This window comes from Luteibacter flocculans, from assembly GCF_023612255.1.
In the GTDB taxonomy this organism is placed as follows: Bacteria; Pseudomonadota; Gammaproteobacteria; order Xanthomonadales; family Rhodanobacteraceae; genus Luteibacter; species Luteibacter flocculans.
The window spans coordinates 1,089,261-1,103,467 of sequence record NZ_CP063231.1 but is presented as its reverse complement, the minus strand read 5'-3'; the positions used below and the strand labels follow the sequence as shown (position 1 = coordinate 1,103,467).

Below are 14,207 nucleotides of genomic sequence, written 5' to 3'. Positions count from 1 at the left end.
GCATTGCCGCATTCGTGCTTCGCTATGCTTACGTGCGCACGGCGGTGGTCGACGATCCGCTTCGAGGCGACGCATGGCAATACTTCTGCTATGCGTGGAACCTGCTGAACCACGGCACGTTTTCGCTAGCTCGCCCCATGGCCACCATGGTAGCTCCCGACAGCTTCCGCGATCCCGGCTATCCGGCGTTCCTGGCTGGATTGATGGCGCTTCGGGGTACCGGTCCCGCGGTCTACGATGCCATTCTGTTTACGCAATGCGTGCTCGGCACGGCCACCGTGGGCTTGTGTATGTCGCTCGCGCGCCGCTATGGGGGCATGGCGGCAGCCGTCGCGGCCGGCATCCTCCTTGCCTTCTGGCCGCACCTGGTCGGCTTCGCAGGCTACGTCCTCAGTGAAACCCTGCTTGGCTTTTTGATCGCGCTAGCCCTATGGCTGCTCGACACGTCCTTGCGTCGGCGTTCGATCCCGCTGGCTGCCATGGCCGGTCTCGCCTTCTCGGCCGCCGCACTAACAAACGCGGTTGTGTTGCCCATGGCTCCGCTTCTGGGTGCGCTCATGCTTTGGAAAGACGTGCCGCGCCGCCGTCTCTGGCTGGCTCTCCTAGTGGCTTGCGCACTTCCCCCTGCCGCCTGGATCGTTCGCAACGCCATGCTGCCTCCAACGACGGATGCCAGCGCCAGGGTTTCCATCAACCTGGTGCAAGGAGCATGGCCGGAATACCACCGGGCCGCGTTCGACGCGATCCAGAGAGACGATCCCCAGGCACAAGCCATCATGGCGGCGATCGACCAGGAATCCCGGGCCATGCAGGCAGGGTGGACCGAAGGGCTGCCCTTGCTATGGCGCCGCCTCTCCGCAGATCCGTGGCGCTATATGGGTTGGTACGCAAGCAAACCCGCTCTGCTGTGGGGCTGGAACGTCGCCGTAGGTCAAGGCGACATCTATGTCTTCCCCACAGCGCACTCCCTGTTCGAGGACAGTGCCGTGCTGCATGCGTGGGAAGGCATCTGCTACGTGCTCAACCCATGGATCGCCCTGCTGGCCCTCATAGGCACCCTTGATGCATTGCTTTCGAGAAACCGCCCGTTGGCGCTTCGCTGGATGGCAGCCATAGGCATCCTCGCAACGCTGACCTTCACCCTGCTACAGGCCGAACCGCGCTACGCCGTACCGTATCGAGGCTTGGAAATACTCCTGGCGGTAAACGGCGCAAGGATGCTCTGGCAGGTGTGGAAGCACCGATCGGTGCGCGCATCCGCTTGAATCGACAAAAGAAGAGTGCCCAGGCGCGTCACATAGTGACGCGGTTTGTCACTATCGGCACAACGTCCGTGACGCGCTCGGCATTCCTGTAACGACAGCTATTGTGTAACCGCCGCCGGTATGGAAAATCTGCCCCGCCTGCTGTTCAGGGCAAGCCGCCCGAAACGTGGCACATAACGTGCTTGTTTTCGCGGCGAGCTTCCTGGTCGTTTTTTCCTCAGTGTGTGACGAGGGGGGAACCGGGCCAGCCTAGGAGGTCCGGTGCTAGGGCTCAGGGGGCGTCAAAACACCACGGTTAGCTAACCATTCGAGGAACATCCATGAAGACCATGCAGAAGGGCTTTACGCTCATCGAACTGATGATCGTCGTCGCGATCATCGCGATCCTGGCCGCCATCGCCATCCCGCAGTACCAGGACTACACCAAGCGCGCCAAGGTGTCGGAAGGCCTCGTGCTGGCTGACGCCGCCAAGCTGGCTGTTTCGGAAACGTATCAGGCTAAAGGCGCTTGGCCGAAGGACGAAGCTGCTGCTGGCTATCAGACGGCGAAGAGCACCTTTGTTTCAAGCGTAGGCATCGCTAACGGCGTGATCACTGTGACCTACCGGAACATCAAGGATGCCAACATCGACAACAAGACGGTCATTCTGACCCCGACCGCCACCCAGGGCTCGATCCAGTGGGATTGCAACGGCGCGGCCGGTCTCGGCGGCACCAGCGGCACGATTGGCTCGAAGTTCGTCCCGGCCAACTGCCGCAAGTAATAATGCTTGCGCAAGGCATCGCTCGCTAGCCGTCAGGTTGGAGCGTCGCGAAGAAGGCTCCCTCGGGAGCCTTCTTTTTATCCCGGACCATGCTTTAAGGGGGGCATATGGCCATGAAGGGGATCAAGGGTTTCACGCTCATCGAACTGATGATCGTGGTGGCGATCATTGCCATCCTGGCGGCCATCGCCATCCCGCAATACCAAGACTACACCCGGCGCGCCAAGGTATCGGAGGGGTTGGTTCTCGCTGACGCGGCGAAATACGCCGTCGCCGAGACGTATGGTTCGCGAGGCGCCTTCCCGGGCACCCCCGCAGAGGCGGGCTACCAGACGGGTGCCAGTACTTACGTGAGCCAGGTCATCATCAAAAACAAAGGGGTGATCGAGGTCACCTTCCGGAACATCGACGCGAGCAAGGTCGATGGGAAAAACTTCACGCTGACGCCCACGGCTTCCGGTGGCATCATCACGTGGAGCTGCAACGGCGCGGCGGGCTTCGGCACACCTGGCAATCTTGCAGCTAAATTCCTTCCCGGCACCTGTCGCAGCTGATCGCTGACTCCGACGTGCCTTGCCACTCGGAGTCCACTTGTCCACTGAAATAGCATTCGGCGTCGCTTCTCGGCGCAACTTCGCATGGCTAATCGTCCTCGCCATTCTGTGCCTGACGATTGCGATGTACGCGCCGGGGCTGCACGGCCCCTTCCTACTCGACGATATCGGCAATCTCGAACCGTTGAAGCGCTGGGTCGACGGTAACCTCGCGTGGCAAGGTGTCGTGTTCGACAATCGGTCCGGTCCGGGTGGCCGGCCGTTGAGCATGCTCACGTTCCTGGCCAACGCGTCGTCGGACCCCGCCCTGGGGACGTTTGCCTTCAAGGCGACCAACCTCGCCGTCCATCTGGCATGTGGCGCGCTCGCCTTCGTGCTCGGCGTGCAGGTATTTCGACAAGCAGGCATCCAGCCGAAGCATGTCGGTTGGCTTGCCGCGTTCGTCGCTGTCGCCTGGCTGTGGCTGCCCATGCAGGTGAGCACAGTGCTCTACGTCATACAACGTATGGCGCAGCTGGCCACCTTACTGACATTCGCCACCTTGGTCGCATTCATGGCGGCACGGCGTGGCGTACAGCAAGGGTCGCGCGCAGCCACTTTGGCTTTGTGGATAGGCGTTCCCGCGCTGACCTTGCTCGCGGTAGCGGCAAAAGAGACGGGCGCGCTTGCCCTGCCATTGGCTGCGGTTCTTGAGTACACGCTTTTTCAAAAACGACAGCGCCCCCGTCAGATCGACATCTTCTTCACCGTAACCGTGGGCATCCCCGCGATCTGCGCGATTGCCTTCGCCCTGCTGCGCCCTGATTGGATTCTTGGAGGCTACGCGAACCGCGATTTCACCTTGCCGCAGCGGCTTCTAACCGAGCCACGTGTCCTGTGGAGCTACCTGCAAACCACCTTTTTACCAGTAGGCCCACGCATGGGCCTTTTTCACGACAACTACCCGGTCTCCACATCGCTTACCAGCCCAGGAACGACGCTCCTCAGCCTGGGAGCATGGATTCTCACCATTGCGGTCGCAGTCGTCTGGCGTCGTCGTGTCCCACTCCTTGCCTTAGGCGTAGCAGGTTATCTGGTAACGCATGCGCTGGAAGCGGGCCCGATTGGCCTCGAACTCTACTTCGACCATCGCAACTACGGGGCCGCCCTGTTTGCGCTCATCGGTCTTGTTGGCCTTCTCCACCACTTCCTGGCGTCACGTACGGAGAAGCCCCGCGTACGCCATGCCTTGATCGCATGTGCCATAGCGTGCGTGGCGATCTATGGCCTTGGAACCTGGAGCCAAGCCGAAGGATGGAAGGACGCACGGACCTTTTATGCCGTTCAGTACAGCTACAACGCTGACTCGCCGCGATTGCTGTCAAATTTCACCGGAGAGGCCCTGGCTGCCGGAGACCTTGAGGGCGCACTCTCGTACATCAATCAAGGCGAAAAATCCGAACCTGCGTCCGAACACATCACATCGACCATATGGCGGTTCGTCGCCTATTGCGCCGTCGACACCCAGCCGGCACCCGAGGCGCTGTATGACGAATTCGAACAACGGGCCAAGGGACGCATCACGACATACGCCATGGTCGGTTGGGAGCTGCTGGCGCAAAAGGTGTCCGAGGGATGCAAGTCCGTGGATTCCGCGCGGCTGGCAATGGTCAGTCTGACCTGGTTGAACGGAAGCGGCCAGGCAACGCGCGATCAACCCGTCTGGCGGACCCGCTACAACACCGGTCGTATGATGGCGGAGGCCGGCCGCATCGCTGAAGCTCGCGACGTCGTGAAGCAAGCTTGGCTGGATAGTGATCGCAACAACGGCATCGGCGTCCTGCTCTTTCAGCTGGACGCTTCGCTTGGTGACATCGCGGGATGCCGTGAAGTCCTGGCATCACTCTCGCGTGCCGAAGGCGGGGCGGATCGTCGCCTCACCCTAGCGATCCAGACGTTTCGTCAGGCGCTCGATCGCGGCCAGATCGACGGTAGCGAAAAATGATGGAAGCCTTGGTTTCTAAGGCGAAGTGGCGACAACTCACCATCATCGCGACGCTGATCGCCATCACGGTAGCCGTCTATGCGCCCGGGCTCGGAGGCGGCTTCTTCTTCGACGACTACCCCAACATCGTCGACAACCCCCAGGTTCAACCGCACGAGCTTTCTATCGGGTCGTTGGCTGCAGCAGCCTTGTCTTCACCATCCAGTGAACTGAAGCGCCCATTGGCATCGCTGACGTTCGCGCTCGATTACTTCATGAATGGGGGGCTGAATGCAGCTTCCATGAAGGCAACGAACATCGCCTTGCACGCGATCAACGGCTTGCTCGTCTATCTGCTGTTCGCCGCCCTGTTTCGCCTTGATCGAAACGAAACGTATACGGAAAAGACAGGCACGTTCATCGCCGCCGCCGCGGCGCTTGCATGGCTGCTTCTTCCTATCAACCTGACCGCTGTGCTTTATGTCGTCCAGCGCATGGAGTCGCTGGCCAATCTATTCGTGCTGATAGGGCTGCTGGGCTACGTCCGCACGCGGGAGCGCATGCAACGAGGTGAGTCTGGCCTTCTCAGGGCCATGGCTTGGATTGTCGTACCTGCACTGCTGGGCACCATGGCGAAGGAAACCTCGATCCTGCTGCCGCTCTACGGCCTTTGCGTCGAGGCCTTCGTGTTCCGCTTCCAGTGGCGACAAGACTTACCGGGAAAGGACCGACGCCTCGTATGGTTCTACGCATTGAGCCTTGGCCTGCCGTTCCTTTTGGGCATGGCATGGATCGGCCCCGGCCTTCTCGATGCACGGACATGGGGAACACGCGACTTCACGCTACAGACCCGACTCCTCAGTGAGGCCCGGGTGGTAATCAACTACATAGGCTGGATTCTCGTCCCCACGCCCGACCATCTGAGTTTCTACCACGACGATTTCACGCAAAGCACGGGATGGCTGTCGCCGCCCAGCACGCTTTTCTGCACCGTTGGACTCATCGTTATCGTAAGCATGCTGTGGTGGATAAGGAAAAAGGCCCCCCTCATCTGCCTCGGGGGCTTTTGGTTCTTTGCTTGTCACACCTTGACCGGCACGGTGCTTCCTCTGGAGCTCATCTACGAGCACCGGAACTACTTTGCGAGCATTGGCATCGTGCTCGCGGTGACGGAAGTCCTGCAAATAGCATTCGCCTGGCTATCCAGAAATGGGTATAGCGGCCTGAGAACGGTCCCTCTCGCTATCGGCGTTGCACTGACAGGATGGGCAGCAGCACTTTCGGCGCAGACCGCACAGGCATGGGGGACTCCGTTATCGCTTGCCGAGGAATTGGCCGCGCGAGGGCCGACATCACCTCGCGCCCAATACGAGTTGGGCAGGGCATACATCATTGCTTCGCACTACAAGCCTGATTCGCCTTATGTGGCGAAAGCGGGCGAGGCCCTGGAACGCGCCGCCGCCCTTCCCGGATCCTCGATCCTTCCGGAGCAGGCGCTCGTTTTTCTCTACGGGCGAATGGACCTGCCCGTGCGGCAAAGCTGGTGGACGAGCATGCGAGACAAGCTATCTCGGCGACCTGTGACCGTCCAGGATGACAGCTCTCTCCTGGCTCTTGCTTCCTGCATCGAAGACGATCTTTGCCATTTCGACGCAGACGAACTGAACGATACCTTCCGGACCGCCCTCGGCAAACCGGGCGCAAGCGCCCGCCTGAAGGCGGCATATGGGGCTTTCGCCGCTCAGATACTCCATGACTACCCGCTGGCACTCGAAATGGCCGACAACGCTGTTGCATCTGCACCGAATGAACCTGCCTACCGCATCCATTACGCCCGCTTGTTGATTGCGCGCGGCAATGTCGATGAGGCCAAGCGACAGCTCAACGCCCTCGACAAGATGAACATTGGCGGCCGCCTGGACAGGGACATCTCATCCCTCAGAAGTCAGCTAGAGACAAGGGCACCTACAGCACAGCCGATGCGAGACGATTGAGCTGCCGTATTACACTTCTGCCTGATCCGGGCCTCCAAAGCCGGCAGACGAATCAAGCCTATCTGGAACATGTCGTGAAACGAGCACTTATTTCAGGAATTACAGGTCAGGACGGCGCTTACCTGGCGGAGTTCCTGCTCGAAAAAGGCTATGAGGTGCATGGCATCAAACGCCGTGCCTCTTCGTTCAACACGGAACGCGTGGACCACTTGTATCGCGATCCCCACGAAGGCGACCGCCGCTTCGTCTTGCACTATGGCGACCTTACCGACGCGACAAACCTCATTCGCATCATCCAACAGGTTCAACCCACCGAAATCTACAATCTCGGCGCGCAAAGCCACGTGCAGGTGTCGTTCGAAACGCCCGAATACACGGCTGACGCGGATGCTCTGGGCACCTTGCGGCTGCTGGAGGCCATTCGGATCCTGGGCATGGAAAAGACGACGCGCCTCTACCAGGCATCGACCTCCGAGCTTTACGGCAAGGTCGCTCAGACACCGCAGAACGAGCAAACACCTTTCTATCCGCGGTCGCCCTACGGTGTCGCCAAACTCTATGCGTACTGGATCGTAGTCAACTATCGCGAGTCCTACGGCATGTACGCCTGCAACGGCATCCTCTTCAACCATGAGTCGCCTCGCCGAGGGGAAACGTTCGTCACGCGAAAGATCACGCGAGGCCTTACCCGCATCTTTGCAGGACTTCAGGATCGGCTCTATCTCGGAAATCTGGACGCACGTCGCGACTGGGGCCACGCCCGCGACTTCGTCGAGGCGCAATGGCTGATGCTGCAGCAGGATCAGCCGGACGACTTCGTCATCGCCACCGGCGAACAGCATTCCGTCCGGGAATTCGTCACCCTAGCCGCTGCCGAACTTGGTATGGAGCTCGAATGGCAGGGAACCGGCACACAGGAACATGCGCGCGTGCTGAATGCTCCACCTGACTCCGCCATCAAGTCGGGCCAGACAATTGTAGAAGTGGATCCCCACTACTTCCGCCCGGCGGAGGTGGAAACACTTCTGGGAGATGCAAGCAAGGCGCGAGACAAACTGCGCTGGTCACCAAGAACGTCCTTTGCCGAACTGATCTCCGAAATGATGGCAAACGACCTCCAGGACGCCCGGCGGGACGCCTTGGTCAAGAAGGCTGGCTTTGCCACCTCGGAGCGCTACGAATGACGAGCATGGATCTTGAACTCCCCATCTATGTCGCCGGCCATCGCGGGCTTGCGGGCTCAGCCATTGTCAGACGGCTGCAACGGGCTGGCGCAAGAGACATCGTCGTGCGGAGCAGCGCGGAACTGGACTTGCGCGACCAGGACGCCACCGATGCATTCTTCAGAACGGTGAGACCGGCATACGTGTTCCTGGCTGCGGCGAAGGTCGGCGGCATCCTTGCCAATGCGACTTATCCCGCGGATTTCATTCGCGATAACCTCGCTATCCAGACGAATGTCATCCACTCGGCATGGAAGCACGGCGTGCGCAAGCTCCTTTTCCTGGGCTCGTCATGCATCTACCCACGGGATTGCCCCCAGCCGATCAAGGAGGAGTACCTGCTCACCGGCCCCCTCGAACCGACGAACGAGGCGTATGCCATCGCCAAGATCGCGGGCCTGGCAATGTGCCAGGCATATCGGCGACAGCATGGATTCGATGCCATCAGCGCCATGCCGACAAACCTTTACGGCCCGAACGATAATTTCCACCCCGAGCATTCCCACGTCCTACCGGCGCTGATACGTCGTTTCGTCGAAGCAGCAGATACCCAGGCAGGCGTCGTCACGGTGTGGGGGAGCGGCAAACCGCTACGGGAATTCATGCACGCGGATGACATGGCTGACGCCTCGTACTTCCTCATGAACCACTACTCCGATGTCGCACCCATCAACATTGGCAGTAACGACGAAGTAAGCATTGCGGATCTGGCAAAGACAGTCGCGCAGGGTGCAGGCTTCAAAGGTCAGCTCGCCTGGGATACGACCAAACCGGACGGCACACCCCGAAAGCGCCTCGATTCGTCGCGACTCCTTGACCTGGGATGGAAGCCGGTCGTACCCCTACGCGAAGGTATCGACGATGCAGTCGCCTGGTTCCGCCAGCACGCTGCATGACCATGGGCACCAGGCGATGGCACTGGTCACAGTGGCTGGGCCCGCGTGGTCAGTCCGTATTGCGCACCGGTAGCTGGTCGCTTATCGCGAAGTGCGTAGCGGCGATCAACCTGTTCGTTGCCCTGCCCTTTGTCATGCGATCACTGGGACCTGCCGAATTCGGTGTCTGGGCGACATTGGTGTCGGTCATGACATTTGCCGGCTTTCTGGATTTCGGCATCGGCAACGGTGCCATGAACATGATCGCCGATGCGCTAGGGCGAGGGCGACTGGATGAAGTCCGTATAGTCCTCCGCGAAGCTTCATCGGTACTCGTTCGCATCGCGCTCATCATGCTCGTTGCCGCTGTCGCGATGGCATGGCTTCCCTGGTGGCGGATGCTCGGGCTTTCACAGGCCGCTGATACGCAAGCCACGTCGGCCGCGCTCATTGCTCTCGCGATCGTGGCCTGCGGCGTGCCCTTGAGTCTCGCCACGCGTACGCAATTGGGCCTCGGCCTGGGCCACATCGCCTTTCGCTGGCAGGCATTCGGGCAAGTTTTCTCCTTGATTGCCACGATCACGGCCGCGCTACTTCATGCAGGACTGGCCTGGCTGGTGGCGGCAGCGCTCTCATCGACGGCAGTACCCGCTGTATTGAATGCCGTTTCGTTATGGCGCCACCCCGTACACGGCATGGCGCAGCGACCCGCCCCATCTCGGCGGCCGGATGTGCGCCAGAGGATACGCCGCGATGGGTTTCTGTTTTTCGTGCTGCAACTGGGTGGAGCCGTGGCGTTCACGATCGACCTTCCCTTGATCACAGCCATACGTGGTCCCGTGGAGGCAGGCGAATACGCTGTCGTGCAGCGATTGTTTTCGGTGATCCCCCTTACGCTGTCGCTGCTTTGGGTGCCGCTGTGGCCAATCTATCGGACTGCCCTGGCGGCTTACGATTTCGGCTGGGTACGCAGAACGCTCGCCAGGTCCGTGATCGGTGCAGGCGGTTTTGCCGTGGCGGCCGCCTTGTTTTTTTCGCTGGCGTTCGCGGCAATAACCCATATTTGGCTGCACAAGCCACTTTCCGTGTCGTGGGTACTACTCGGCGGATTCGTCGCGTGGTCGTCAATCGAAGCCGTCGGGCAGGCGTTGGCTACGTTTCTCAACGCAGCCGGCATTCTCAGGTTCCAGGTGGCCGTAGCCGTTCTGCTCGCCATATTGTCTATCGGACTGAAACTTGCCGCACTTATCTTATGGGACGCGTCGCTTGTGCCCTGGTGCACGTTCGTTGCCTATACATTGACCAGCCTCATTCCCACCATCATCCGGCTACCGGCATTTCTGCACCGGGCCAACTCTTCCCCCGCAGATGCGCGATGAGACCCGAAAGCTTGTCCTCGGATGGCGCGACCGGGAAGTGGTGGTAATCGATGCGAGGATTCGCGAATTGGCTGCTCAACAGCGCAGCCAGGCGACCGTATCGCTCGCGATCATGTCGACGTGGAATCCATCGACGAAACTCAGCGTGTGGGAACTCCATAGCGCAGGAAGCACATTTCCCACGATGCGCTCATGACCAAAGTTCCATGTAGCCATGTACCGTGAGAGCTGCCGTTCGATCCCAGGAGAAGGAACGACTTCGGGCACGTCCACGCTCGCTGAGGTCCATCAAAGCCGATTCGTCATAGAGAAGCGTCTCGAGTGCGTACGCCAGTTCGGCCGAGTCGGCACCCCCGACATAGCGAGCCGCTGGTCCGCCCACCTCCGGGGTCGAACCGCCTCGGACGGCGACGACCGGACACCCTGCCGCCATCGCTTCCAGCAGCGGCAGACCAAAGCCTTCATACAGGGACGTGCATACCAGTACATCGGCGCGCGCGTAAAGATTCGCCAGAACGGCATCGCTACCGGCGACATGCTGAACGTCACCCGCGCGGAGCGCAGCCTGCTTCTCCCCGTCATCGAAGCGCGGCCCGCCAAAACAGACCAATGCGAAGTCCGAGCGAAGGCGCGCGCTCCTCTGATAGGCCTGGAGCAGCAGCTCGAAGTTCTTGTAGCCGGCCCGGTGGCCGACATACAGAATAAAGGGCTTGGAGGGTCTCGATCGCGGATACACCGGGAGCGAAGCGGCCAAGGGCGTTACGATCATGCGATCAGCCGCGATGCTCCAGAGGTCCGCCGCATCGGCGCGCGTCGTTTCGGAAACGCAGAAAATCAGATCGGCACGTTCTACAGCCTGCCGTTTTCGACGCGCCTGGACATCGGCGCCTCTTACGTCTCGGGGAAATCGCTCGCAGATCATGTCATGCACGGTCAAGGCACGGGGTGCCCCGCCGAGTGCGCGACGATGTCGCTCCAGGTACCAGGTCTCGTGGACTACGGCACCCTTCTCGCGTCGCGTGCCGAACTTCGCCAGACCATGACCGAGCCACGTGACACCCGGGAACACGGGGACATGCCGACCCTTGACCGCGACGCCGTCTCCTGCGAGCCCTCTCACGGCATCCGTAACGTAGATCGGGCTGTGGATTTCGACCGCCACGCCCGCACGCGCTATGCCGCGCGCCAGCTCCGAGAAATACCGCGACACACCGCCGAACCGCTGGGTCACGAAAATCCCGTGATCGAAAATAACCCGTGGTATCAATGGACTACCCTTCGAGGGGGTACACCCCCCAGAGCCTTCGACGAACATACACCCCTTACCTGCCACGCCTTCCTCAGGCAGCAGGACGCCGCCATAATGCCGCCATGCCAGATCAATCGCCAGCTTCGCGCCCCGTCCTCAGCATCATCGTCGCCACGTATAACGCTGCGCGAACGATAGAGCGCTGCCTCGCCTCGGTCGTGAGCCAATCCTGCCGTGACTGGGAACTGATCGTCATCGATGGAATGTCCTCCGATGGCACGATGGCGATCGTCGAACGCTTTGCTCCACACATCGCGTATGGCGCGTCAGAGCCCGACGACGGTATCTATGACGCATGGAACAAGGCTCTCGCCCGCGCTAGCGGTCAATACGTGTGTTTTCTCGGTGCCGATGACGCGTTCTCGGACGCCGACGCTGTTTCGGCGCTGGCGGATGCGACCGCAGGCAAGTCCTTTGATCTCGTATCGTCCCGTTGCCGTTGGGTGAACGCTAACGGAGACGCCGTCGGCGAAGGCGGAGGTGCCTGGAATTTTGCCAAGATCGGCAGACGAATGCCGATGTGTCATCCCGGACTTTGGCACGCCCGCAGTTTGTTCGAGCGGTACGGCCATTTCGAAGCCAGTTACAAAATCACTGGTGATCTCGATTTTCTACTGCGCCTCCCTGAGTCCACAAATGCCCTGCATGTGGAGCGCATCACGGTGAATGTGGAGATCGCGGGCATAAGCCGTGCCCAGGTGATACGCAGGCTGCGCGAGCAGCGGCGCGCGCTGGCGACCTGCCCGCGCTTCGGGCCGATACGCGCGTGGGCCGTCTGGGCCGACAAGATGTGGCGATACCCGATCGCCCGAGCGTTGGATATTCCCTTCTGAACATGGCGCCCAAACACGTGGTCGTCATTATCCCGGTTTTCCGCGACTATGACCGGGCTAGACAGACCGTGGCGGCGATTCTGCGGTGCTCGGTCCCGTCACCGTTCTCGGTCCGTGTGCATGTTGTGGACGATGGCTCCGGCGACGGCACGGCCGAGCGCCTTTCTGAACAATTCGGTGGACGCATCGAAATCATCGGGCTTCCCGAAAACCTAGGGAGATCGGCCGCTCGCAATGCGGGCGCGACGAATATCAGTGCCGATCTACTACTTTTCGTCGATGCCGACTGCGAACCGAGCGACGACCGCTTCCTCGCTGCTCACCTCCTATCCATCCGGGAAGCCGACGTTTCCATGGGAGTCGTCGAAGGCCAGGACGACGGGTTCTGGCACGCGTATCAGCAGGCCGCACGGGTTCGCCGCGACCGACTGGCGCGCCGTACGTTCGTCGCGCATTTCACGACCCAGAACGTCATGATCGATGCAAGGCTATTCAACTCGGTCGGTGGGTTCGACGAAGCATTCAAGGGCTATGGTTTTGAGGACAGGGATCTCGCCATACGCCTGGCTAGAGCCGGCGCGCGCTTCACCATAGCGCCCGGAGCCCGCGTCATCCATCGTGACACGCTCGATCTCGCACAGGTCTGCCGAAAAATGGGCGAAGCCGGGGCAACGACGTCCCAGATATTCGCCTCGCGTTATCCATTCGAATATCGCACGCTTGGTTACGAGGCGATAGACGGCCAACGCCATCCCTGGCGTGGTGTACTGGCGAAACTCCTATGGCCCGTATTTCAGCCATGGACGCAGCACGACGCGTGGCTTCAATGGCGACTCGTTCCGTTCAAGTTACGGGCGGGTATCGTGCGAATCATGGTGGCGGTGAGCTACCTTCGCGGGACGCTCCGTCGACATCGCTAGCCCCTTCCATCGGCCGCGTCTCTGTGTGCGGCAAGCAGGATATCGGCATAACGCCTGGCGACCGCGTCCCAGTCGAATTGCTCCACGAGGCGTGATCGCCCCAGGCGCACCTCGGCGGGAGCGTTGCTGGTGAGTATCTGCAGAATCCCCGACGCCAATGCAGGAGCGTCTGCTTCCGGCACGCGGACTACTCCTGGCATGTCTGTCAGCACGTCACGTACCGCCGGAAGATCCGAAGCGACGACTGGACAGCCGCAACCGAGCGCTTCCACGAGAACCAGTCCAAGGCCCTCCTGGTCGCCCGAATGGGCCGTACGGAACGGCGCCACAAACGCAGCGGCCGAACGGTATTCATTCACCAAAGCGGACGATGGCTTGGCACCTGCGAACGTTACGACACCGTCCAGCCCCAGATGAGTGCATTGAGATCTCAGTTCTCCTTCGAGAGGCCCGAACCCGACCACTGTCAGCCTTACTTCAGGGCGAACACTCAGGACAATGGGCAGGGCACGAAGCAGAACATCCAACCCTTTCTTTTCGACCAAGCGACCAACGAACAGCAGCCGGAACGCCTCCCTAGCCACCTGCTCGTCTGGCGTGAAGACATGCTGAAGATCCACGCCCATGGGCGCCACTAAGGCCGGGCTTCCATCGCGCAATGCTTGCGCCAACGGCAACATCGCCCGACTGACTACCGTCATACCGGCACTGCGCCTGAGAACCCAACGCTTTATGGCGGTCGGTAGGCGTCCTCGCAGGGCAAAGAGATCGGCGCCGTGCGAAGTGATCACGTAGGGTGCGTTCAGACAGCGAGCAACAAGGCCTGGCGTCAGTATCCAATGGGCATGCACCACCGCACCGGACGTCACGAGACGCCGTGCGACGATCCAATGGCTCAGGATAAACGTGGGCACGAGTAGCCATTTCCACGAAGACCGCCGAAGGTTCGTCGTGATACCCCCGTCATTGACCAGCGTTTCCAAGGAGTCCGGCGCGTAGCGATACCGTTCGACCTGCACGCCGTCCATCATCTCGCTACGCACCGCCCCGACAGCGTGAGGGCACACGACGAAGACATCAAACCACTCCGTCAGGCGGCGCGCGAGTTCATGCACGAACGAAGGTTCG

Annotated in this window: 12 protein-coding genes; 10 read left to right on the top strand and 2 right to left on the bottom strand. The window is 60.8% G+C overall.

Features of this window, described 5'->3' with window-relative positions:
• The first annotated feature begins 14 nt into the window (after window positions 1–14).
• From IM816_RS04765 to IM816_RS04730, 8 genes are all read left to right on the top strand, one after another.
• Window positions 15–1,265: a glycosyltransferase family 39 protein gene (locus tag IM816_RS04765; RefSeq protein ID WP_250339985.1), complete on the top strand. Its 1,251-nt coding sequence runs from the start codon at window positions 15–17 to the stop codon at window positions 1,263–1,265.
• Window positions 1,266–1,585: 320 nt separating this feature from the next.
• Window positions 1,586–2,029, top strand: coding sequence for a pilin (locus IM816_RS04760; RefSeq protein ID WP_250339984.1), 444 nt, complete (start codon window positions 1,586–1,588; stop codon window positions 2,027–2,029).
• Between the two features lie 113 nt (window positions 2,030–2,142).
• Entirely contained in the window at window positions 2,143–2,583 is a 441-nt protein-coding gene (locus IM816_RS04755) for a pilin (protein WP_250339983.1), read from the top strand.
• A gap of 37 nt (window positions 2,584–2,620) precedes the next feature.
• Window positions 2,621–4,567 (top strand): hypothetical protein, encoded by a 1,947-nt coding sequence (locus tag IM816_RS04750; protein WP_250339982.1) that lies wholly within the window; start codon window positions 2,621–2,623, stop codon window positions 4,565–4,567.
• On the top strand, window positions 4,564–6,540 hold the full coding sequence (locus tag IM816_RS04745; RefSeq protein WP_345779961.1) for a tetratricopeptide repeat protein: 1,977 nt from the start codon (window positions 4,564–4,566) through the stop codon (window positions 6,538–6,540). Before IM816_RS04750 ends, IM816_RS04745 begins: the two co-directional genes overlap by 4 nt.
• Before the next feature lie 74 nt (window positions 6,541–6,614).
• The gene (gene gmd / locus IM816_RS04740; protein ID WP_250339981.1) at window positions 6,615–7,724 is read left to right on the top strand and encodes a GDP-mannose 4,6-dehydratase; all 1,110 of its coding nucleotides are present in this window, start codon (window positions 6,615–6,617) and stop codon (window positions 7,722–7,724) included.
• 5 nt (window positions 7,725–7,729) lie between these two features.
• Window positions 7,730–8,659: a GDP-L-fucose synthase family protein gene (locus IM816_RS04735; protein WP_250339980.1), complete on the top strand. Its 930-nt coding sequence runs from the start codon at window positions 7,730–7,732 to the stop codon at window positions 8,657–8,659.
• The gene (locus IM816_RS04730) at window positions 8,656–10,017 is read left to right on the top strand and encodes a lipopolysaccharide biosynthesis protein (protein ID WP_250339979.1); all 1,362 of its coding nucleotides are present in this window, start codon (window positions 8,656–8,658) and stop codon (window positions 10,015–10,017) included. The genes IM816_RS04735 and IM816_RS04730 overlap by 4 nt, the downstream gene beginning before the upstream one ends.
• Window positions 10,018–10,207: 190 nt before the next feature.
• On the opposite strand, the gene IM816_RS04725 is transcribed toward IM816_RS04730, so the two are convergent.
• Window positions 10,208–11,332 (bottom strand): glycosyltransferase family 4 protein, encoded by a 1,125-nt coding sequence (locus tag IM816_RS04725; RefSeq protein ID WP_250339978.1) that lies wholly within the window; start codon window positions 11,330–11,332, stop codon window positions 10,208–10,210.
• Window positions 11,333–11,388: 56 nt separating this feature from the next.
• Between IM816_RS04725 and IM816_RS04720 the strand changes: the two genes are divergently transcribed.
• Window positions 11,389–12,159 (top strand): glycosyltransferase family 2 protein, encoded by a 771-nt coding sequence (locus IM816_RS04720; protein ID WP_250339977.1) that lies wholly within the window; start codon window positions 11,389–11,391, stop codon window positions 12,157–12,159.
• Window positions 12,093–13,079, top strand: a complete 987-nt coding sequence (locus tag IM816_RS04715; protein WP_250339976.1) for a glycosyltransferase family 2 protein — start codon at window positions 12,093–12,095, stop codon at window positions 13,077–13,079. The genes IM816_RS04720 and IM816_RS04715 overlap by 67 nt, the downstream gene beginning before the upstream one ends.
• Here the strand turns inward: IM816_RS04715 and IM816_RS04710 are convergent.
• Window positions 13,076–14,194, bottom strand: coding sequence for a glycosyltransferase (locus IM816_RS04710; protein ID WP_250339975.1), 1,119 nt, complete (start codon window positions 14,192–14,194; stop codon window positions 13,076–13,078). The genes IM816_RS04715 and IM816_RS04710 overlap by 4 nt on opposite strands.
• Window positions 14,195–14,207 lie beyond the last annotated feature (13 nt).